Annotated in this window: 22 protein-coding genes and 1 pseudogene; 15 read left to right on the top strand and 8 right to left on the bottom strand. The window is 70.9% G+C overall.

Annotated features, from left to right (window positions below; all coding sequences use genetic code 11):
* The 8 genes and pseudogenes from OG611_RS04870 to OG611_RS04905 form a co-directional block, all read left to right on the top strand.
* On the top strand, positions 1–1548 hold the full coding sequence (locus tag OG611_RS04870) for a sensor histidine kinase (RefSeq protein ID WP_266415872.1): 1548 nt from the start codon (positions 1–3) through the stop codon (positions 1546–1548).
* Complete coding sequence (locus OG611_RS04875; protein WP_266415874.1) at positions 1545–1988, top strand: roadblock/LC7 domain-containing protein; 444 nt, start codon at positions 1545–1547, stop codon at positions 1986–1988. Before OG611_RS04870 ends, OG611_RS04875 begins: the two co-directional genes overlap by 4 nt.
* Entirely contained in the window at positions 1985–2347 is a 363-nt protein-coding gene (locus OG611_RS04880) for a DUF742 domain-containing protein (protein ID WP_266415876.1), read from the top strand. The genes OG611_RS04875 and OG611_RS04880 overlap by 4 nt, the downstream gene beginning before the upstream one ends.
* On the top strand, positions 2328–2981 hold the full coding sequence (locus tag OG611_RS04885) for an ATP/GTP-binding protein (protein WP_266415878.1): 654 nt from the start codon (positions 2328–2330) through the stop codon (positions 2979–2981). The genes OG611_RS04880 and OG611_RS04885 overlap by 20 nt, the downstream gene beginning before the upstream one ends.
* A complete protein-coding gene (locus tag OG611_RS04890; RefSeq protein WP_266415880.1) occupies positions 2978–4258 on the top strand; it encodes a cytochrome P450 in 1281 nt (426 codons plus the stop codon). Before OG611_RS04885 ends, OG611_RS04890 begins: the two co-directional genes overlap by 4 nt.
* Positions 4255–5463 carry a cytochrome P450 gene (locus OG611_RS04895; protein ID WP_266415882.1) on the top strand — a complete coding sequence of 403 codons (1209 nt, stop codon included), beginning with the start codon at positions 4255–4257 and terminating at the stop codon, positions 5461–5463. Before OG611_RS04890 ends, OG611_RS04895 begins: the two co-directional genes overlap by 4 nt.
* A gap of 96 nt (positions 5464–5559) precedes the next feature.
* Positions 5560–6678: a phosphoserine transaminase gene (gene serC, locus OG611_RS04900; protein ID WP_266415884.1), complete on the top strand. Its 1119-nt coding sequence runs from the start codon at positions 5560–5562 to the stop codon at positions 6676–6678.
* A 109-nt stretch (positions 6679–6787) separates the two neighbouring features.
* Positions 6788–7018, top strand: a pseudogene (locus OG611_RS04905) (Uma2 family endonuclease); the annotation flags it as partial.
* On the opposite strand, the gene OG611_RS04910 reads toward OG611_RS04905, so the two are convergent.
* From OG611_RS04910 to OG611_RS04920, 3 genes are all read right to left on the bottom strand, one after another.
* The gene (locus tag OG611_RS04910) at positions 7019–7426 is read right to left on the bottom strand and encodes a DUF4259 domain-containing protein (protein WP_266415886.1); all 408 of its coding nucleotides are present in this window, start codon (positions 7424–7426) and stop codon (positions 7019–7021) included.
* 66 nt (positions 7427–7492) lie between these two features.
* A complete protein-coding gene (locus tag OG611_RS04915) occupies positions 7493–8014 on the bottom strand; it encodes a GNAT family N-acetyltransferase (RefSeq protein ID WP_266415888.1) in 522 nt (173 codons plus the stop codon).
* Positions 8015–8075: 61 nt separating this feature from the next.
* Positions 8076–9056 (bottom strand): WD40 repeat domain-containing protein, encoded by a 981-nt coding sequence (locus tag OG611_RS04920; protein WP_266415890.1) that lies wholly within the window; start codon positions 9054–9056, stop codon positions 8076–8078.
* A gap of 58 nt (positions 9057–9114) precedes the next feature.
* Between OG611_RS04920 and OG611_RS04925 the strand changes: the two genes are divergently transcribed.
* Positions 9115–9801 (top strand): GDSL-type esterase/lipase family protein, encoded by a 687-nt coding sequence (locus tag OG611_RS04925; protein WP_266415892.1) that lies wholly within the window; start codon positions 9115–9117, stop codon positions 9799–9801.
* Between the two features lie 72 nt (positions 9802–9873).
* Here OG611_RS04925 and OG611_RS04930 read toward each other — a convergent pair whose 3' ends face one another.
* Together OG611_RS04930 and OG611_RS04935 are read right to left on the bottom strand one after the other, a co-directional pair.
* Positions 9874–10497 carry a helix-turn-helix transcriptional regulator gene (locus OG611_RS04930; protein WP_266415894.1) on the bottom strand — a complete coding sequence of 208 codons (624 nt, stop codon included), beginning with the start codon at positions 10495–10497 and terminating at the stop codon, positions 9874–9876.
* Between the two features lie 35 nt (positions 10498–10532).
* Positions 10533–11123, bottom strand: a complete 591-nt coding sequence (locus OG611_RS04935) for a TetR/AcrR family transcriptional regulator (protein ID WP_266425537.1) — start codon at positions 11121–11123, stop codon at positions 10533–10535.
* A gap of 478 nt (positions 11124–11601) precedes the next feature.
* Between OG611_RS04935 and OG611_RS04940 the strand changes: the two genes are divergently transcribed.
* Positions 11602–12351: a class I SAM-dependent methyltransferase gene (locus OG611_RS04940; RefSeq protein WP_266415896.1), complete on the top strand. Its 750-nt coding sequence runs from the start codon at positions 11602–11604 to the stop codon at positions 12349–12351.
* A 30-nt stretch (positions 12352–12381) separates the two neighbouring features.
* On the opposite strand, the gene OG611_RS04945 is transcribed toward OG611_RS04940, so the two are convergent.
* Positions 12382–12996, bottom strand: coding sequence for a TetR family transcriptional regulator (locus OG611_RS04945; protein ID WP_266425539.1), 615 nt, complete (start codon positions 12994–12996; stop codon positions 12382–12384).
* Positions 12997–13101: 105 nt separating this feature from the next.
* Here OG611_RS04945 and OG611_RS04950 point away from each other — a divergent pair, with 105 nt between their 5' ends.
* The gene (locus OG611_RS04950) at positions 13102–14070 is read left to right on the top strand and encodes an oxidoreductase (protein ID WP_266415898.1); all 969 of its coding nucleotides are present in this window, start codon (positions 13102–13104) and stop codon (positions 14068–14070) included.
* A 60-nt stretch (positions 14071–14130) separates the two neighbouring features.
* Here OG611_RS04950 and OG611_RS04955 read toward each other — a convergent pair whose 3' ends face one another.
* Together OG611_RS04955 and OG611_RS04960 are read right to left on the bottom strand one after the other, a co-directional pair.
* Positions 14131–14784 carry a hypothetical protein gene (locus tag OG611_RS04955; RefSeq protein WP_266415901.1) on the bottom strand — a complete coding sequence of 218 codons (654 nt, stop codon included), beginning with the start codon at positions 14782–14784 and terminating at the stop codon, positions 14131–14133.
* 118 nt (positions 14785–14902) lie between these two features.
* Positions 14903–15487, bottom strand: coding sequence for an isochorismatase family protein (locus tag OG611_RS04960; protein WP_266415903.1), 585 nt, complete (start codon positions 15485–15487; stop codon positions 14903–14905).
* Positions 15488–15623: 136 nt separating this feature from the next.
* Here OG611_RS04960 and OG611_RS04965 point away from each other — a divergent pair, with 136 nt between their 5' ends.
* The 4 genes from OG611_RS04965 to OG611_RS04980 are packed head-to-tail and all read left to right on the top strand — an operon-like array spanning position 15624 to position 19377.
* Positions 15624–15956: a hypothetical protein gene (locus OG611_RS04965; protein ID WP_266415905.1), complete on the top strand. Its 333-nt coding sequence runs from the start codon at positions 15624–15626 to the stop codon at positions 15954–15956.
* A gap of 21 nt (positions 15957–15977) precedes the next feature.
* The gene (locus OG611_RS04970) at positions 15978–16289 is read left to right on the top strand and encodes a pore-forming ESAT-6 family protein (RefSeq protein ID WP_266415907.1); all 312 of its coding nucleotides are present in this window, start codon (positions 15978–15980) and stop codon (positions 16287–16289) included.
* Between the two features lie 50 nt (positions 16290–16339).
* The gene (locus OG611_RS04975) at positions 16340–16747 is read left to right on the top strand and encodes a DUF6507 family protein (RefSeq protein ID WP_266415909.1); all 408 of its coding nucleotides are present in this window, start codon (positions 16340–16342) and stop codon (positions 16745–16747) included.
* Complete coding sequence (locus tag OG611_RS04980; protein WP_266415911.1) at positions 16744–19377, top strand: YwqJ-related putative deaminase; 2634 nt, start codon at positions 16744–16746, stop codon at positions 19375–19377. The genes OG611_RS04975 and OG611_RS04980 overlap by 4 nt, the downstream gene beginning before the upstream one ends.
* Positions 19378–19382: the final 5 nt, after the last annotated feature.

The following is a 19382-nucleotide window of genomic DNA, read 5'->3' on the forward strand; positions in this document are numbered from 1 at the left end:
TTGAGCCCCTCATCCCGGCCGACCGCAGTGGCCCTGCTGCTATCGCTGGCCGTCACCGGATCCCTGTGTCTGTGGGCGGTCGCCGCCGCCCCCGACTCGGTACGGACCGAGCTGGCCTGGGGGGCGGGTGCCGCCGCCGTACTGCTGTCCGCCGCCGTGGCCACCGCCGTCCAGGCCCGTGCCAACGCCGGCCGCCTGCGGGCCCGGCTCGCCTCGGAGACCCAGCGGTTCACCGGCGAGATCAGCCGCCTCGTGTCCGCCTCGGCGGCCGAGGGCCAGCGGTTCACCGCCGAGACCGCCCGGATCAAGTCCGCGGCGGCGGCCGAGACGGCACGACTCAGGTCCGCGACCGAGGCCGAGACCGCGCGGATCACCACGCAGGCCGCCGCCGACGTCGAACGGCTCACCGCCGAGACCGCGCGGCTCACCGCCCGCGCGACCCGCAGCGAGACCGAGCGGTCCGCCGCGGTGGCCGCCTGCGCCAACGCCGCGGGCCGGATGCAGGCCCTGGCCACCAGCATGCTCGCCGACCTGCGCGAGATGGAGCACCGGCACGCCGCCGAGGACGTGCTCGGTGATCTGCTCCACCTGGACCACCGCACCGCCCAGGCGGGCAGGCTCGCCGACTCCATCGCCGTGCTGACCGGCGCCCGCTCCGGACGGCGCTGGGCGAAGCCGATCGTGATGGAGTCGATCCTGCGCGGCGCCATGGGCCGGATCAGCGGCTACCAGCGGGTGCGGCTCCACTCGACCAGCGATGTCGCGGTCGCCGGCCATGCCGCCGAGGGCGTCATGCACGCGCTCGCCGAACTCCTCGACAACGCCGCCAACTTCTCGCCGCCCACGGCGGAGGTCCATGTGTACGTCGAGGAGGTGCCGGCCGGCATCGTCCTGACCGTCGAGGACAGCGGCCTGGTCATGAGCGATGTGCAGCTGCGCCGCGCCGAGCGTGCGGTGTCGGCGACCGACCACGACCTGACGGGTCTCTCCGGCACCCGGCTCGGCCTCGCCGTCGTCGGCCGGCTGGCCCGCAAGCACGGTCTGACCGTCTCCTTCCGGCCGTCCGCGCGCGGTGGCACGGGTGCCCTGATGATGCTCCCGCAGGAGCTCCTCACCCGGACCCCCGTACCGGCCCCGGAACCGGCGTCCCGGCCGGTGCCCGAGCCGGAGCCCGCGCACGGCACCGCGTCGGCATCGGCGGGGACGGCGGCGACGGTCACGGCCGACGCGCAGCACCCCGTCTCGGCCGACGCACAGCACCCGCCGCACGCACCGGCCGCCGCCGAACCGGCCGAACCCGACCCCACGGACTCCCCGGCGTCCGAGACCACCGGCAGCCTCCCCCGGTTCGGCGAGAGCGGGCTGCCCAAGCGCCCCCGAGGCCGCACCCTCGCCGCCGCCGAGGCGCGCGCCCACTCGCACACCGACGACGCCACGGCCCCCCGGCCCCGCACCTCCGACCCCAAGGAACAGGCAGCCCGCTTCAGCAGCTTCCGCCAGGCTGTTCGGGCCAATTCCCCGCACCCGGAAGAAGGCAACACCCGATGACCGCCACCACCGACGAGAAGCTCAACTGGCTGCTGGAGGGGCTCCTGGAGCGCACCCCCGGCACTCGTCATGCCCTCGTCCTGTCCAGGGACGGCCTCAAGCTGTGCCGCACCCCCGAGCTCTCCGTCGACCAGGCCGACCAGCTGGCCGCGATCTCGGCCGGTATCCAGAGCCTGTCGCACGGCGCCTCCATCGAGTTCGGTGACGGCACCGGCGGCGTACGGTCCGCGATGGCCGAGTTCTACGGCGGTGTGCTGTTCATCGTCGAGGCGGGCGCGGGCGCCCATCTCGCGGTCGTCGCCTCCGAGGACTCCGACGTCGGCCTCATCGGCCACAACATGAGCGAACTCGTCGAGCAGCTCGGCGAGCACCTCAGTGCCCCGCCGCGCTCCCCCTCCGCCTCCGAGGTCACCGCCGCCGACGCCGACGCGGCCGTATGACCCGCCGCCGCCCCGGCCGGGACGACGATCCGGACCGGCTGTACACCCTCACCGGGGGTCGCAGCCGGTCCGACTCGGACGCGTTCGACCTGGTGACGCTGGTGGTCTCCGAGTGCGAGCCGACCCCCGGCATGCAGTCGGAGCACGTCACGATCCTGCGGATGTGCCAACTGCCCACCGCGGTCGTGGAGATCGCGGCGGGCCTCGGCCTGCCCGTCAGCATCGTCCGGATCATGCTGTCCGACCTGCTGGACACCGGACGGATCAGCGCCCGCCACCCCCGTACTGCCCGTGTCGCGGACCGGCTCCCCGACCCCGACATCCTGGAACAGGTGCTCGTTGGACTCCGCAACCTCTGACCGTGCCGCCCTGCGGGCGACGGCCGACAACGGACTGAAGATCGTCGTCGTCGGCGGCTTCGGGGTCGGCAAGACCACCATGGTCCGCTCCGTCAGCGAGATCCGTCCGCTGAACACGGAAGAGACCATGACCCGCGCGGGCGAGGCCGTCGACCACCTCGACGGTGTGCAGTCGAAGACGTCCACGACCGTCGCCTTCGACTTCGGCCGGATCTCGCTCGACGAGCGCTCCGTGCTGTACCTCTTCGGCGCCCCCGGCCAGGAACGCTTCTGGTTCCTGTGGGACCGGCTGTTCTCCGGCACGCTCGGCGCCGTCGTGCTCGTCGACACCCGCAGGCTCGCCGACTCCTGGTACGCGATCGACCGGCTGGAGCACCACGGCACGCCGTTCATCGTGGCCTGCAACGACTTCGGCGGCCCGCTCCACACCGAACAGCAGATACGCGAGGCGCTCGCCCTCTCGGACGACGTACCCCTGGTGGAGTGCGACGCCCGGGACCGTTCGTCCAGCAAGTACGTACTGATCACGCTGGTCGAGTACCTCCACACCCTCTCGCAGGGCGGGGCTGCCGCCCGGTCCGCCGCCGCCCGTCCGGAGATCGCGCCGGAGAAGACCCCGGAGCCCACCCCGTGACCCAGCCCCCGGCGCCACCCGCAGGATGCCCCGTCTCCCAGGGCCGCGTGCCGCTCTCCGGCCCCCGGTTCCAGACCGATCCGACCGGGCTCTACCGGGACATGCGCCGCGACCACGGGTCCGTGGCGCCGGTCGTCCTCGACGGCGACATCCCCGCCTGGCTCGTGATCGGCTACCGCGAACTGCACCAGGTCACCGGCGACCCGGTGCTGTTCAGCCGCGACTCCGACCTGTGGAACCAGTGGGACCGTATCCCCGACGACTGGCCGCTGCTGCCGATGATCGGCCGCAAGCAGCCGTCGATCCTGTACACGGTCGGCCCCCGGCACACCGAGCGCGCCGCGATGATCAGCAACGCGCTGGAGGCCGTCGACCCGTTCGCGCTGAAGCGGTACGCGGAGGAGTTCGCCGACGGCCTCATCGACCGGTTCTGCGCGACCGGCGGCACCGAGATCATCGCCGAGTACGCGATGCTGCTGCCCGCCCTCGTCCTGGCGAAGATCTACGGCTTCAGCGACACCATCGGCGCGGCGCTGGTCGGCTCGCTCAACGACATGATCGACGGCCGGGAGCGGGCGCTGGCCGGTCAGCAGCACCTCGCCTCGTCCATGTTCCAGCTGCTGGCCGACAAGCACGCCGAGCCCGGCGACGACGTCGCCTCGCGGATGCTCGCCGACCGCGGCCACTTCACCGACGAGGAGGTCGCGCAGGACCTGATGGTCATGATGGCCGCGGGCCACCAGCCGACCGCCGACTGGATCGGCAACTCGCTGCGGCTGATGCTCACCGACGACCGGTTCGCCGCCTCCCTCTCGGGCGGCCGGCACAGCGTCGCCGAGGCCATGAACGAGGTCCTGTGGGAGGACACCCCGACGCAGAACGTCGCGGGACGCTGGGCCTCGCGCGACACCCGTCTCGGCGGCCGCCACATCCGGGCGGGCGACCTGCTGCTGCTGGGCATCGGAGCCGCCAACGCGGACCCGCAGGTCCGCACCGACGGCTCCGCGATGACCGGCGGCAACAACGCGTTCCTCTCCTTCGGCCACGGCGAGCACCGCTGCCCGTTCACGGCCCAGGAGACCGCCGAGGTCATCGCCCGTACCGGCATCGAAGTACTTCTCGACCGGCTCCCGGACATCGACCTCGCCGTCCCCGCCGGACAGCTCACCCGGCGCCCGTCCCCGTGGCTGCGGGGCCTGACCGACCTGCCGTTGACCTTCACGCCCACCCTCGCCCTGGGACCCACCGCGGAAACCGCCACTGGAGGCCAGAGATGACCCGGATCGCCCTCGACCCCTTCGTCACCGACCTCGACGGCGAGAGCGCCCGGCTGCGTGCCGCGGGCCCGCTCGCCGAGGTGGAACTGCCGGGCGGGGTGCACTGCTACGCGGTCACCCACCACGCCGAGGCGCGGCAGCTGCTCACCGACAGCCGGATCGTGAAGGACATCGACGTCTGGAACGCCTGGCAGCGCGGCGAGATACCGATGGACTGGCCGCTGATCGGCCTCGCCAACCCGGGCCGCTCCATGCTCACGGTCGACGGCGCGGACCACCGCCGGCTGCGCACCCTGGTCGCGCAGGCGCTGACCGTGAAGCGGGTGGAGCGGCTGCGGGCCGGCATCGAGGCGCTGACCACGGCGAGCCTGGACCGGCTGGCCGCGCTGCCGAAGGGCGAGCGGGTCGACCTGAAGGCGGAGTTCGCCTACCCGCTGCCGATGAACGTCATCAGCGAGCTGATGGGCGTGGACAGCGCGGACCACCCGCGGCTGAAGGAGCTGTTCGAGAAGTTCTTCTCGACGCAGACGCCGCCCCAGGAGGTCCCGCAGATGATGGCGGACCTCGGCGCGCTCTTCACGAAGATCGTCGACTCCAAGCGGGAGAACCCGGGCGACGACCTCACCAGCGCCCTGATCGCGGCCTCCGAGAACGGTGACCAGCTCACCGACGAGGAGATCGTCAACACCCTCCAGCTGATCATCGCGGCCGGTCACGAGACCACGATCAGCCTGATCGTGAACGCGGTCGTCGCCCTCCAGACGCACCCCGAGCAGCGCGAGCAGGTGCTCGGCGGCGAGGTGCCGTGGGAGAACGTGATCGAGGAGACCCTGCGCTGGAACACCCCCACGTCGCACGTCCTGATCCGGTTCGCCACCGAGGACGTCGAGGTGGGCGACAAGGTCCTGCCCAAGGGCGAGGCGCTGATCGTCTCCTTCGGCGCGCTCGGCCGCGACGAGGCGCAGCACGGCCCGACGGCCGGTGAGTTCGACATCACCCGCTCCCCCAACCGCCACATCGCGTTCGGCCACGGCCCGCACGTCTGCCCGGGTGCGGCGCTCTCCCGGCTGGAGGCGGGCGTGGCACTGCCCGCGCTGTACGAGCGGTTCCCGGAGCTGGAGCTCGCCGTACCCGCGTCCGAGCTGCGGAACAAGCCGATCGTCACCCAGAACGACCTGCACGACCTGCCGGTGGATCTGGGCTGACCGGCGGTCCCCGCACGCCGTCCACGGACCGGAGCGGGCGTCTCATCCGACGGACACGGTGCTCGGCCGTGTCCGTGAGGCACTACGCTCCGGTTCGTGGCCGATATCCAGATTCCCGCTGACATCAAGCCCGCCGACGGACGCTTCGGCGCCGGTCCTTCCAAGGTGCGGACGGAGGCGCTCGACGCGCTGGCCGCCACCGGTACGTCTCTTCTCGGTACGTCCCACCGCCAGGCCCCGGTCAAGAACCTGGTCGGCGCGGTGCGTCAGGGTGTGCGCGACCTCTTCTCCCTCCCCGAGGGCTACGAGGTGATCCTGGGCAACGGCGGCTCGACCGCCTTCTGGGACATCGCGACGCACGGACTCATCGAGACGAAGTCCCAGCACCTCAACTTCGGCGAGTTCTCGTCGAAGTTCGCGAAGGCCGCCAAGCTCGCCCCGTGGCTGGCCGACCCGACCGTGATCGCCTCCGACCCGGGCACCCACCCGGACCCGCAGGCCGAGGCGGGCGTCGATGTCTACGCCTTCACGCACAACGAGACCTCGACCGGTGTCGCCGCACCCGTCAAGCGCGTCGCGGGCGCCGACGAGGGTTCCCTGGTCCTGGTGGACGCCACCTCCGGCGCGGGCGGCCTGCCCGTCGACATCACCGAGTCGGACGTCTACTACTTCGCCCCGCAGAAGTCCTTCGCCTCCGACGGCGGCCTCTGGATCGGCGTCTTCTCCCCGGCCGCCCTGGAGCGCGCCGCGCGCGTCCACGCCTCGGGCCGCCACATCCCGGAGTTCTTCTCGCTGCCCACGGCGATCGACAACTCCCTGAAGAACCAGACGTACAACACCCCGGCCCTGGCCACGCTCTTCCTCCTGAACGAGCAGCTGACCTGGATGAACACCCAGGGCGGCCTGGACTTCACCACCGGCCGCACGGCCGCGTCGGCGCAGAACCTGTACGGCTGGGCCGAGGAGTCGAAGTACGCGACCCCGTTCGTCACCGACCCGGCGAAGCGCTCGCAGGTCATCGGCACGATCGACTTCGCGGACGAGATCGATGCCTCCGCCGTCGCCAAGGTGCTCCGCGCCAACGGCATCGTCGACACCGAGCCGTACCGCAAGCTGGGCCGCAACCAGCTGCGCGTGGCGATGTTCCCGGCGATCGACCCGTCGGACATCCAGGCGCTGACCGCCTGCATCGACTACGTGATCGAGAAGCTGTAACGCGTACCGCACGAGGAAGGGCCCCACGCTGTTGCGCGGGGTCCTTCGTCGTTCACTCGGTCGGGTGGCGGGGTGCCGCAGGGACGCGCGCTGCCTGATCACCCGCAACAACGACCTGCGCAACAAGGTCGCCGCCTACTCCGAGGCCAAGATCCCGGTGTACGTGATCATCGACCGGAAGCACGGGCGGGTGCATGTCCTGACCGAGCCCATGGGCGGCGGTTACGAGAGCCACCAGGTGTACGCCCCCGGGCAGTCGGTCACGCTGCCCGAGTCGATCGGTGCCCCGGTGACCCTCGATGTCGCCGAACTCATCCGGGCCGGCCGCCCCCGCCCCTGATCACCCGGCCGCCGCCACCAGGACCTCCCGGAGCCGGACTATGCCCGGGGCCCACTCCTTGTCCCCCGCGTCGTCCCACAGCTCGCGCAGCTCCGAGTTCTCGCCCAGCACCGCGTCGAGGGCCTTCACCGCGAGGGGGCGCAGCTCCGTCGCGAGGACGGGGAGCGGCTTGTCGGGGCCGTACGCGGTGGTCACCGGCTCGCCACCCGGGCACTGGGAGGCGACCAGAGCGGCCGACGCGACGGCGATCACGGCGTCGTCGCTGTCCAGGTAGTCCGAGGGAGCGATCGCCCCCTCCAGGGCCTTGCGAATCACCGCTTCCCGCCCCGCCTCCGGCGCATCGTCGATCTTCCCCGAGAAGTCCGCAGCGGTGTCGTTGTCGAAATGGCCGGTGTCCCAGGTGCCCATGAGGTCCCCTCCGCAAGTGCTGTCCGTACGTGTGCCACTCTCGCACCGGCCACTGACAACGGCGGGTCAGTCCTCTCCCGCGCCCCGCTCCCAGCGCCGTTCGCCCTCGCACCACTGCTCCGTCGGTGCCAGCCCCGCCGCACCGGCCACGGCGGCGGAGGCGTCGTGGTCCGGATGGATGTGGGCGAGGACGGTACGCACCGCCCCCGGCCCCGCCGCCAGCAGGTGCGCCACCAGCCCTGCCGCGGCCTCCTTCGCGTACCCGCGCCCCTGCCACCGCGTCCCGACCACCCAGGCGATCTCCGCCTCCGCGCCCGGCACGTCCACCGTCGCCTGGACGTATCCGGCCAGGCGGCCCTCGCCCCGTACCCGCAGCACCCAGTTCCACCACCGCACCCCGGGGTCCGGCGAACCGGCGGTCTGGCGTCCGTAGCGGGCCCTCAGCTCGTCGGCGGTCTCCGGGGCGCCCCCGGTGTACGTGTGCAGGGCCGGGTCGTCGAGCACCGCCGCCATCTCGTCCGCGTACGCGACCCGCAGCGGCAGTACGTCCAGCCGTGCGGTGGCGAACGGTTCGGGCGCAAGGTTCATTTGGCTCTCCATAGGGCCCCGACCCTACGCGCGCCCCGGTGTGCGCCGGGTCGCGGCGTCCTCAGTTCCCCTTCCGCCGACGCCCCATGAACACCAGGAAGCCGATGCCGGCCAGCACGAGCACACCGGTCAGGGTCGTCCCCTTCACATCCCCGGTGCCCCCGCTCCCCGCTCCGGCGGACGAGGCCGACGCGTCGCCGCCCCGGGACGGCGACCCGCTGCCGCTGTCCACGTCCACCCGTTCCACGTCGCTCTGCTCCCCCTCCGAGCCGAACATCAGCGCCGAGCCGTCCGCCGTGTACGTCACGGATTCGGCCTGCCGCTGGATCGGCGCCCGGACCGCATGGTCGGCGCCGAGCCTGCCGTTCTCGAAGACGTAACCACGGGCGCTGAAGTACGAGCGCAGCACCAGCTCCTTGCCGTCCGGCGAGAACGCCCCGTCCGTCACCCACGGCACCTCGCCCACCCGCCGGAAGACGTTGGTGGCTCCGGTGGTCAGCTTCGCCGGGCCCTCGTACAGCCCGCCGCCGTCCTCGTTCTTCGACGCGATGTAGACGCGCCCGGTCGTGGGGTGGACCATCAACGCCTCGGCGTTGCGCGGGCCGTCCGCGTACTTCACGTCGAACTGGGTGGCGCCGACCGTCGCGTCCTTCAGCTGCTTCGGCTCCGGGAAGCGGTAGATCCAGACGTGGTCCCAGCTGCCGTTCAGGTTGTCGCCGATGTCACCGACGTACAGGTTGCCGTCGGGTCCCAGCGAGATCGCCTCCACGTCGCGGGGCTCGCCCACCCCTTTCATGGTGATGGTCGCGACGGTCTTCCCGGTCCGGGAGTCGACGGCGTAGACGTACGGCCCGTCGTCGCTGTCGTTGTGCGTCCAGTAGATGCCGGGGTGGGCGCGGCTCGCGGCGAGGCCGCTGGACTCGGTGATCCGGGGGTCCTCGATCGTGAAGCTCCGGTCGGCTCCGTCGTCGCCCACGGCCGGAGCCGACCCGGCGAGGAGGAGCAGCGCGGCGGCTCCGGACACAGTCAGGTACGAACGCATGGCACAAGTGTCCATCGTCACGTCGCAGGCGGCAGGAGTGATCCGCGATGATGACGCCATGCGGTTCACGTTTGTCGGCGATTCCATGACCATCGGCTGCGCCGGCGACTTCACCTGGCGCTACCGGATGTGGCAGCACCTCACCGCCGCCCTCGGTGAGCCGTTCGCGATCGTCGGGCCGCGCAGCACGCTGTACGACACGGCGGCGGGCGCCCCGGTCAGTCACGCGTACGGCGCGCCGGACTTCCCCGCCGGGGCCCGCACCCACCTGGCCGGCTGGGGCGAGGGCTGGCTGCACATGGCCCCGGTGATCGCCGGCACGGTGGCCGGACACCGCACGGACGTCCTGCTCGTCTCGCTCGGCCTGATAGACCTCGGGTTCTACACGGACAGCGCACAGACCGCCCTGAACGCAAGGGCGTTCATCGCGGCGGCGCGCACCGCGAACCCGCACGTCAAGATGGTCCTCATGCCCGTGATACCGAACATCCGGGCCGAGTCGGACGCCCCGTTCGCCGCCGAGTGCGACCGCTTCAACGAACTGCTGGCGAAGGCCGTCGCCGACCTCGACGACCCGATGTCCCCGGTCCTGCTGGCCTCCCGCCCCCCGGGGTACGACATCCACGAGGACACGTACGACGGAACGCACCCCGGTCCCACCGGCGAGCACGCGCTGGCGGGCGCGTTCGCCGACGCGATGCATCAGGCGTGGGGGCTGGGCGGCCCGTACACGCCCCGCCCGTGACCGGACGCGCCGCGCCCCGGCGGAGTTCACCGGTCGCCGGACCTCCGGCTCCGAGCCCGGGGTCGGGGCGGCTCACCGCTCCGAGGAAGGCCGGGCCCTCACGTGCATCCGCTCCCCCTGCTGCCCGAACAGGCTGAGGAATTCGACCGGATCGGGCCCGGCGCTGGCCCAGGCGTGCGGCGTACGCGTGTCGAACTCGGCGACCTCGCCGGCCGTGAGCACCAGATCGTGCTCCCCCAGCAGCAGCCGCAACCGCCCCGCCAGCACGTACAGCCACTCGTATCCCTCGTGCACCCGCTGCTCCAGCGGCCCCGTGGACCCACGGCCGCCGGGCAGGATCTGCTTGTACGCGTGCAGTCCGCCGAGGTGCCGGGTGAGTGGTACGAACGTCATGCCGTCGCGGGTGAAGGGGCGGAAGTGGATGCGCGGGTCGCCGGTGGCCGGGGCGCCGACCAGTTCGTCCAGTTGCACCCCGTACGCCTTGGCCAGCGGCAGCAGCAGTTCGAGCGTGGGCTTGCGGCCGCCCGACTCCAGGCGCGAGAGGGTGCTGAGGGAGATCCCGGTCGCCTCGGCGAGCTGCGCCAGGGTCGTGCCGCGTTCCTGGCGCAGGGCCCGCAGGCGCGGGCCGACGCCTGTCAGGACCGTCGTGATCTCGTCGTCGTCCGGTCGTTCCGCGTGCTCCGCGCCGTCTTCCATCTCCTCATTATTTGCCGTGCCGGCGACCGGACGCGTCAGGACGACAGGATCATGGCCAGCGAGAGCCGGGTCAGCTCGTCGGTCAGCCACTCGGCGTCGACCTGGCGGGGCCTGCGGCCGTGGTGGGCCATGAGCTCGTCCACCGCGTGGTTCAGCACCGTGACGGTCACCGTGTGGTCGCTCGCCACCGCCTCGCCCCGGCGCACGGCACGCTCGGCCTCGGACGTCAGGAACTCGATCCACATCGCCCGCCAGGTCGCCAGGTGCCTGTCCACCTCGCGGCTCACCCCGAGCACCTCGACGAAGGCCACCCGGGCCGCGCACCGGTCCTCGGTGACCGCCTTCACGTAGGCCTCGAAGAGCAGCCGGACCCGTTCCGACGTCGGGCAGTCCTCCATGCCCTCCGCCATCAGGGCGTTCTCGGCAGCGCGCAGCCCGTAGGTCGCCACCTCGTCGTACAGCGCCATCAGCAGCACCTCCCGGGAGAGGAACTCCTGCTGGAAGACGTGGACGGGCACCTTCGCCCGAGCGCACAGCTCCTCGACGCCCGTGCGCGCGTACCCGTACGCGCCGAACAACTCGCGCCCTGCCCGCAGGAGTCGGTCCCGTGCTCCCAGGAGCTCCATGGACTGCCCGGCCGCCCCGTTCCGCCGGCTCGCCACGACACCCGTCATCGGTCCTCCTTCGTCGTCCGTACCGCTGCCCCCACTCTCCCCGCTCCGCCCGGTCGGTGGTGGGTCCGCCACGCACTCCGGCCCGCGCAGGGTGGTACCCCGGCCAAGTCCGATTACCCATCGAACCGTTGCTGGTATGAGGGGCGTTCGCGGCTCTCGCGCTCCCTCGGCTCACCTCCCGGACTCCATCACCTCCGGGGCTCCCTCGCCTCCGGAACTCCCCAAGAAACCACCGTCGGGGGGCGCGAAACCTGCCCCTTCACGCCTCGGCGCGGGTGCCCCGGCGCCCGAAGCAGGCCCGCACGACCGGGGCTTCGGCCCTGTCCTCTCCCACTCGTCACGCTGCCCCGAGAGGTTTCGCCGGCACCTTCCCAACTGGGCCCCGGGGCCCCGCGGATCTACGATTTCCCCCGGTGGAAAGGGGGTCCACGTGGACCGGAACATACGCACGACGGATGACGTGCTGAGGCTCATGGACGGCCTGTTCGCACGGGATGCCGACCGGTGGACGGCCGACGCGAGCTCCTGGTGGGACGGCTTCTACGCGGACCGGGAGAAGCCCGTGCCGTTCTTCGTGGCGAAGCCGGACGAGAACCTCGCCTCGTACGCGGACCGCGGGCTGATCACCCCGGGCCGCGCCCTGGAGCTCGGCTGCGGTCCGGGCCGCAACGCCGTCCATCTGGCGTCCCTGGGCTTCGAGGTCGACGCGGTGGACCTGTCCCCCTCGGCCCTCGCGTGGGCCGAGGACCGCGCCCGCGAGGCCGGGGCCGACGTACGGTTCCACCGCGGCGACGTCTTCGCCCTCACGTCGACGGAACTGACCGGCCCGTACGACCTCGTCTACGACTCCGGCTGCTTCCACCACCTGCCGCCGCACCGCCGCATCAGCTACCTCGCCCTTCTCGACAGCGTCCTCGCCCCCGGCGGCTGCTTCGCCCTCACCTGCTTCGCGTCCGGCGAGGGCGGCATGGGCTCCGAACTCCCCGACGAGGCCTTCTACGACCGGGGCGGGCTGCGGGGCGGCCTCGCCTACACGCCGGAGTCGTTGCGCCGGATCTTCTCGGACCTGGCGGAGGTCGAGCTCCGCCGGATGCACGACGAACCGTCCGACTCCCCGCTCTTCGGCGAGCCCTTCCTCTGGACGGCCCTGTTCCGCCGGACCGCCGGGGAGGGCGTCTGACCGACGGGAGGCGGGCGGCCGAAGCGGGAGTCAGGAAGCCGCGGTGCCGCCCCGGCCCGCGTCGGCGTCCAGCGCCGGAGCGATCACGTCGAAGGCCCGGTCCAGCAACGCGACGGGGTCCTCGGCGCCGTCGCCGGCGCTCCACCGCTCCAGCACCGCGTCGAAGGCGGTCAGCGCCATCCCGGCGGCCAGTCGCGGGTACAGATCGGCATCGGACCCGAGCCCCGTCCGGTGCGCCAGCTCCGCCGTCAGCTCCTCGCGCCACCGCGCCTGACGCTCCATGAAGCGTGCCCGCAGGGCGGGCGTACGCAGGATCAGCTGGACCACGCGCAGCGCCCGTTCGGAGTAGTCGGGGTGAGCGCAGGCGGCGAGGGAGACGGAGACGGCGCGCAGCAGCGCCACCGAGGGGCGCTCCCCGGCCGGGCGGGCCGCCAGCTCCTCGCGCATACCGGCGCCCATGTCGGCCAGGAACTGGACGACCACGTCCTCCTTGGACGCGAAGTACCGGAAGAACGTCCGCTTGGACACACCGGCGGCGGTCACGATCTCGTCGACGGTGACCGCGTCGAACCCTTTCGACGCCAGCAGTTGCAGCGCCGCTTCGGTCAGCTCGCCAGAGACGAGACGGCGTTTGCGCTGGGCCATGGTCACTTCGGGGCGGGAGCTCACCCACTCATGGTAACCCCATGCCTTTTGTGGCACCCGGGAGACTTCTTGACACCGAGTGCCACTAAGGGCAACGTGTGTCACATGACACGGCAACAGCAATGGACCACCGAGCAGATCCCGGACCAGACCGGCCGGGTGTGCGTCGTCACCGGAGCCAACAGCGGCCTGGGGCTGGCGACCACCCGGGCGCTCGCCCTCCGGGGCGGACATGTGATCCTCGCCGTACGCGACGAGGAGAAGGGTCGCCGGGCGGCCGCGGAGATCGCCGCCGAGCAGCCGGACACCGACCTGGAGGTGCGACGTCTCGATCTGGCGGACCTCGACTCGGTCCGGGCCTTCGCCGACCGGCTGCGCGCCGACCATCCACGACTGGACGTGCTCGTCAACAACGCCGGGGTGATGGCACCGCCCCGGTCGCTGAGCGCACAGGGACATGAACTCCAGTTCGCCTGCAACCACTTGGGTCACTTCGCGCTCACCGGGCTGCTGCTCGACCTGCTGTCCGCCGGGCGCGATCCCCGTGTGGTCACAGTGAGTTCACCCAATCACCGGCAGGGGCGGCTCTTCTTCGACGACCTCTCCGGGGAGCGCTCGTACGCGCCGATGGGGTTCTACAACCAGTCGAAGTTCGCCAACGCCGTCTTCGGCCGGGAACTCCATCTGCGGCTGACCGCGGCCGGCAGCCCGGTGCTCAGCCTGCTCGCCCACCCCGGCTACACCTCCACCAACCTGCAGACGAGCGCGCCGGTCGGCCTGGTGAAGCTGCTGTACGGCCGCGTGCTCCGCCCGCTCGCCCAGACCCCGGCGCGCGGCGCACTGCCGCAGCTGTACGCGGCCACCCACCCGGGCGTGCGGGGCGGTGAGTTCATCGGGCCGGACGGCCCGGCCGAGCTGCGCGGCGGGCCGACCCGGGTGCGGCTGGCCCCGGCGGCAGCGGATGCCGGGACCGGACGCCGCCTGTGGGAGCTGTCGGAACGGCTGACCGACGTACGGTTCGCGTTCCCGGCCCCGGGTCCCGTCGATTCCTCCGGAACACCGCACGGCCGGTGAAGCGTGGGCTTCACCGGCCGCGGTGTGTTCATGGGCGTGGCACCGGCCGGCGCCGGCCGGTCAGGCCTTGCCGGTGCAGATCGCGTCGTACGGCCGCCCCGGGCTCGGGAACAGCTCCAACGGCTTGCTTCCGACCGGGCACTGCTCGGCCGTCTTCGTCAGGTCGAGCACCTTGCTCACACCGCTTCCCCCACTGCCGCAGGCGACCTCCTTGGCCTGGTCGTCCACGCAGTCGCCCTTCACCAGCTGACCGCCGCCCGCACCGGCGTCACCGGGGTGGTCGCCGGTCAGGTTGCGGCCGCAGATGGTCTTGCTGGGGATGCCGGACTTGGCGTCACCACCCGAACCGAAGGAGACCTTCACCGAGATGATCGCGTCCGTGCCGGCCGGGCACTGGATGGAATCGGAGAAGATGGCGCCGTCCTTGATCTCCAGGGCCTTGAGCGTCGCCTTGGAGTCGCCGCAGTCCAGGGGCTGGTAGGCGTCCTTCGCGCTGCTGTCGGGCCCGGCGCAGTCGCCGACCTTCCAGTCCTTGGCCGCGTGGGTCCCGTCGCTCGACGACTTGTTGCAGGCGGTGGCCGCCCCCAGGACGAGTGCGACGGCCAGCACCGCCTTCGAGCCGTTCAGGAGAGCCGTACGGGAGCTGCGTCGCGAGGAGGAAACGGTGCTGCTCCGGCTGCCGCTGCGAGGTCGCGTGCTGCCGTTAACTCTCATGCTGCTCCTTTGAGTTGCGTGTATGGGGCGCGGCCCGCACGGCACTCGGCGTGGCCCGCGCGTGGTGGCGCGCCTGATGACGACAGGACCGGGCGCCGCGGTTCCCGATCCGGCCGATTCAGCGGGCCCGCGCGGGAAGGGCGGCGAACGCCACGTCCGCGGCGCGCGCCACGACCTCCACCTCGCTGCCGAGGGCCCATTCGGCGACCCGTGAGACCGCGGCGGCCGGAATCCTGTCGCTGATTCCGGGCGCGGCCGGGATGTCGTGCGTCGCATGGGCGTCGTGCGGCATGACGACCCGGTGCCCCAGCGCCAACGCCGTACGGGCCGTCGCCTGTACGCACATCTCGGACATCACGCCGCAGATGGCGAGCGCCCCTACCCCCGACCCGGTCAACAGGCCCTCCAGGGGCGTCCCGTGGAACCCGTCGTCCCTGGTCTTGCGGATCACGACCTCCGTGGGCGAGGCCTCGACGGCGTGGTGGAGCTCCCACCCGGGCGTGCCCGGCTCGTCCCCCGCTCCGGGCTGCCCGTCGTTCTGTACGTGGACGACGAGCGCCCCGCCCCTGCGTGCCCGAGCGATCAGATCCGTCGTCCGGTCCAGGAGCCGGGCCGCCTCGGGCACCGCCCGGTCACCGCCGACCGCGTCCGCCTGAACGTCCACAACGACCAGTGCCTGTACAGGAAGTACGCGATTGTTCATGACGCCATCATGTCCGCCGTCGCCGGGCACCTCCACATGTTTGAATCGGAGGGTGCACCCACGCACCACCGGGCCCGTTGGTAGGGTCTTCAGCTCAATGTGATGTGAGCGCATGCATGGAACGGGGGAAACCGGCATGAAGTTCGACATGGGGGCGCAGGTTCTGACGAATCTGTCGTCGAAGTCGCGTGGGTCGAGTGATGACCTGGGTACGTTGATTCGTCAGCTGTTGCAGGCGGCGGCGCCGTTGGAGGGGAAGTTCAACGGTGCGGGCCGTGCGGCGTTCGATTCGTTCAAGGGTCGTTCGGACGAGATCACGGCGGCGTTGAACGGTTCGCTCTCGGCTCTTCTCGGTGGTCAGTCGGGGATGGAGCAGGCGTTCGGTTCGGGTGATCAGGAGCAGGGTGACAACGCGCGGCAGCAGATGTCGGCGGCGAACTTCGACGCGGCGCGCTTCGGCGGCCGGTGACAACGGGGAGTTGGGTTTCTGGTGGCTGGTGACGGTGACCGTCGTTCGTACGACATCGGTGCGTCCGCGGACGCGCAGGGCAACATCCAGGTGGTGATCGGGCGTCTGGAGGAAGTGATCGCGGCGCGGGACGGTCAGGTGAAGGCGGCGATGGCGGACTTCGCGGCCGATGGTGTGGCGGACGAGTACCACGGCAAGGAACTGCGGTGGAACCGTTCCTCGCAGGAGGTCAAGAACATCATCCAGCTGCTGAAGACGACGCTGGAGAAGAACGACGGCACGGCGCAGCACACGATCACGCGCGCGAAGGCTGCGGTCGACAACATCGGCTGAGTTGTTCCTGATCGGCTGTCATTGATTGATTGGTTCACGGGGGTGTGCCGGTGACTGGGTGGGATCTGAAGCCGCAGGGTATTCAGGGTGTGCTGAAGACGACGGGTGAGGTCGCGTCGAAGATTCAGACGTACGCGACGTCGTACGGGGATCATCTGTCGTCGGCGGCGTCGAGTGCGGGCACGATCACCGCCGAGGGCGGCGCCGGCGGTGGCGGTGGCAAGGGCGGGGAGCAGGCCGTGGGTGGTCTGGTCGCGTTGGCGTTGTCGCAGTTCGCGGAGCACACCACTCCGGATCTGAAGTTCATCGCGGCGCGGGCGGGGAAGTCCCTGACCGGTGCGGTGGACGCCACGACCGCGTACCTGAACGGTGACCTGGACATGGCCGCCGAGGCGCAGCGCAAGGCGTTGGGTGCGGTGGATCTGGATCCGAAGAGGCCGGGGGTGCAGTCGCGGTGATCAAGCCCGAGGCGATTCCGCAGTACACGGGTGATCTGGGTCAGCTGGAGAAGGATCATGCGAGTCTGACGGCGGATGCGGGTCATGTCCGGGACACCGGTTCGTCGGTCCATACGCATTTCCAGGCGTTGTCGGCGTATTACAAGGCTCCTGAGGCGGAGCGGTTGTTCGCGTCGACGAAGCCGGTGCAGGACCGGGCGGACGGGTTCGCGGACGATCTGGAGAAGGTCGCTTCGTCGTTGTCGGACTATGCGGCGGAGATCCGTCCGCTGGTCACGAAGCTCACGCGGCTGAAGGCGGACGCGACGACGTTCGTGAACGACAACAAGGACGACGACGACTGGGAGTACGACGGGGACAAGGTCGAGGAGCACAATCAGCTCCGCGACGACATCACCGCGACGGTCGCGGCGTTCTGGGCGGCGGAGCGGACCTGTCACAACAAGATCACCGCGTTGTTCGGCGGGACGCAGATGGTCGCCGGGGACGGGTCCGAGCGCAAGGACCAGTACGGGTTCGACGCGGACGATCTGAAGAACGCGAAACTTCCCTGGGGCGACCCGGTCGAGGAGAAGCACCACTGGTACGAGGTCGGTCACTGGGTCAAGTCGTTCGTGTGGGACGGGCTGATCGTCGACGGGATCTGGGGCACCATCAAGGGCCTGGGCACCCTCGTCGGGTTCGGTGGCTGGGACGCGATGGGGCAGGCCTGGAAGGGCCTGGCCCAGCTCGCGACCGGCCTCGCGATCAGCGCGATCCCCGGCGCCTCGACCCTGTTCTGGACGCTGCCCGACGACAAACTCCCCTCCTGGCTGCGTGACTCGCGCACCGCGATGAAGGAGACCGGCAAGGCCCTGGTCGCGTGGGACGAGTGGGGCAAGAACCCCGGCCGGGCGGCCGGGGCCGTCACGTTCAACGTCCTGACGACCGTGTTCACCGGGGGCGCCGGCGGTGCCGCCGCGGGAGCCGGGAAGGCCGGAGCGGTCGCGAAGGTGCTGTCCGTCGCGGGCAAGGCCGGCAAGGTCATCGACCCGATGACCTACATCGCCAAGGGCGCCGGTGCGGGCCTGTCGAAGATCGGTGACATCACCAAGGGCCTCAAGGGCATCGGCAACATCGAGATCCCCAAACTCCCCGACGACGCGATCACCCTGCCCGAGGGCTCCCTCAAGCTTCCCGACGGCACCGTCCACCTCCCCGACGGCGCCCCGATCCCCGAGGGCGGCGTCAAACTCCCCGACGGCAACATCAAGTTCCCCGACGACGCCCCCCTCCTGCCCGAGAACACCACCAAACTCCCCACCCACACCGACGTCCCCGTCCAGTACTTCGACCACGACGGCAACCTCCTCGACGAACACGGCGACATCGTCCAGAAAGCCGAGGACGCACCCGTCGAGCCCTCACCCGACGTCCCCCACACCGACACCCCGCACACCAACACCCCGGTCAAGGAACCGGCCCTGGTCGGCGTGGGCGCCCACACCGCGGACAACGTCGCGCACGCCGGCGCCAACGCGGGCGACAACATCACCCACCTCGGCAGCGACCTCGCCGACACCGGCCGCATCGGCGACGACCTCCCCGCCAGCCACACCGGCGACCACCTCCCCGGCGGCCACGCGGGCAACCACCTCCCGGGCGGAAACGCAGGCAACCACCTCCCGGGCGCAGGAGTGGGCGACCACCTCCCCGGCAGCCACGCCGACGACCTCGGCCACCACCCCACCGCCGGCCACGAACCACCCACCAACAACCACACCGGCGGACACGGCGACGGGCCGGGGGGACCGCACGACCCGACGCCGCCCCACCACAGCGACCACACGCCGAACAGTCATGCCGACGACGCCGTGCACCACGGCACGGACGAGGGCGCCCCGCACCACGGGTCCGACGACGCGCTTCCCCACGACGACGGCGTCCCCCACGACCCCGACGGCCCGCACGGCCCTGACGGCCCCGACGGTCCGGATCACCCCGGCGGCGACGGCCCCGGCAACGAGCCGCACGGCAAGCCCCTGGAACCTCAGCCCGACTGGCACGGCCAGAGCGCGGACAAGATGCGTCACTACCGGCGCCCGGCCCTGGACGTCTCGCACCTTCCCCTGAAGGATCAGCTTCCTGTTCTGGAACGGGAAGCATCCGCTCTCGCCGACGACGCCCTCGACGCCCCTCCCGGAGCGGCGCACCCCGGCCAGAACCAACTCGATTCCGGCTGTGCCGGAAGCTTCCTCCACGACAACACGATCACAGCCCACTCCAGCACCACTAAAATGCACGGGCAAACTGTTCCGCACACACACAAAGTGCTGGACGGCATACTCAAGCAAATTGACGACGACGCCAAGGCGGGCATCATCGAGAAGAAGGGTAATGGCCACGGGAAGTGTGCCGAGATCTCGCTGATCAGTGACCGGCTGAGCCAACTTGACCCAACTGGGACAAGTATCCGCACAGTCGCTGATGCTCGCCAGGCTCTGGAAGGAGGCATTATGCACACCAGACGCATCGGAGATTTCGTCATGAAGAAGACAGGAGAAGTACGAGGACGACACGGCGACTTCCTGCCCCCGTGTGACACTTGTACGCATGTCCTACCTCAGCTCGGAATTCGCGTACACGCTTAAAGATC

The sequence above is a fragment of the Streptomyces sp. NBC_01363 genome (genome assembly GCF_026340595.1).
Classification (GTDB): domain Bacteria; phylum Actinomycetota; class Actinomycetes; order Streptomycetales; family Streptomycetaceae; genus Streptomyces.

Bases quoted from the DNA above. Each gene is read 5' to 3' on its own strand.
- OG611_RS04950 (WP_266415898.1), top strand. From the start codon at position 13,102: ATGACACGGCAACAGCAATGGACCACCGAGCAGATCCCGGACCAGACC.
- OG611_RS04910 (WP_266415886.1), bottom strand. From the start codon at position 7,426: ATGGGCACCTGGGACACCGGCCATTTCGACAACGACACCGCTGCGGAC.
- OG611_RS04895 (WP_266415882.1), top strand. From the start codon at position 4,255: ATGACCCGGATCGCCCTCGACCCCTTCGTCACCGACCTCGACGGCGAG.
- OG611_RS04960 (WP_266415903.1), bottom strand. From the start codon at position 15,487: ATGAACAATCGCGTACTTCCTGTACAGGCACTGGTCGTTGTGGACGTT.
- OG611_RS04965 (WP_266415905.1), top strand. From the start codon at position 15,624: ATGAAGTTCGACATGGGGGCGCAGGTTCTGACGAATCTGTCGTCGAAG.
- OG611_RS04880 (WP_266415876.1), top strand. From the start codon at position 1,985: ATGACCCGCCGCCGCCCCGGCCGGGACGACGATCCGGACCGGCTGTAC.
- OG611_RS04935 (WP_266425537.1), bottom strand. From the start codon at position 11,123: ATGGAGCTCCTGGGAGCACGGGACCGACTCCTGCGGGCAGGGCGCGAG.
- OG611_RS04920 (WP_266415890.1), bottom strand. From the start codon at position 9,056: ATGCGTTCGTACCTGACTGTGTCCGGAGCCGCCGCGCTGCTCCTCCTC.
- OG611_RS04945 (WP_266425539.1), bottom strand. From the start codon at position 12,996: ATGGCCCAGCGCAAACGCCGTCTCGTCTCTGGCGAGCTGACCGAAGCG.
- OG611_RS04955 (WP_266415901.1), bottom strand. From the start codon at position 14,784: ATGAGAGTTAACGGCAGCACGCGACCTCGCAGCGGCAGCCGGAGCAGC.
- OG611_RS04915 (WP_266415888.1), bottom strand. From the start codon at position 8,014: ATGAACCTTGCGCCCGAACCGTTCGCCACCGCACGGCTGGACGTACTG.
- OG611_RS04925 (WP_266415892.1), top strand. From the start codon at position 9,115: ATGCGGTTCACGTTTGTCGGCGATTCCATGACCATCGGCTGCGCCGGC.
- OG611_RS04930 (WP_266415894.1), bottom strand. From the start codon at position 10,497: ATGGAAGACGGCGCGGAGCACGCGGAACGACCGGACGACGACGAGATC.
- OG611_RS04875 (WP_266415874.1), top strand. From the start codon at position 1,545: ATGACCGCCACCACCGACGAGAAGCTCAACTGGCTGCTGGAGGGGCTC.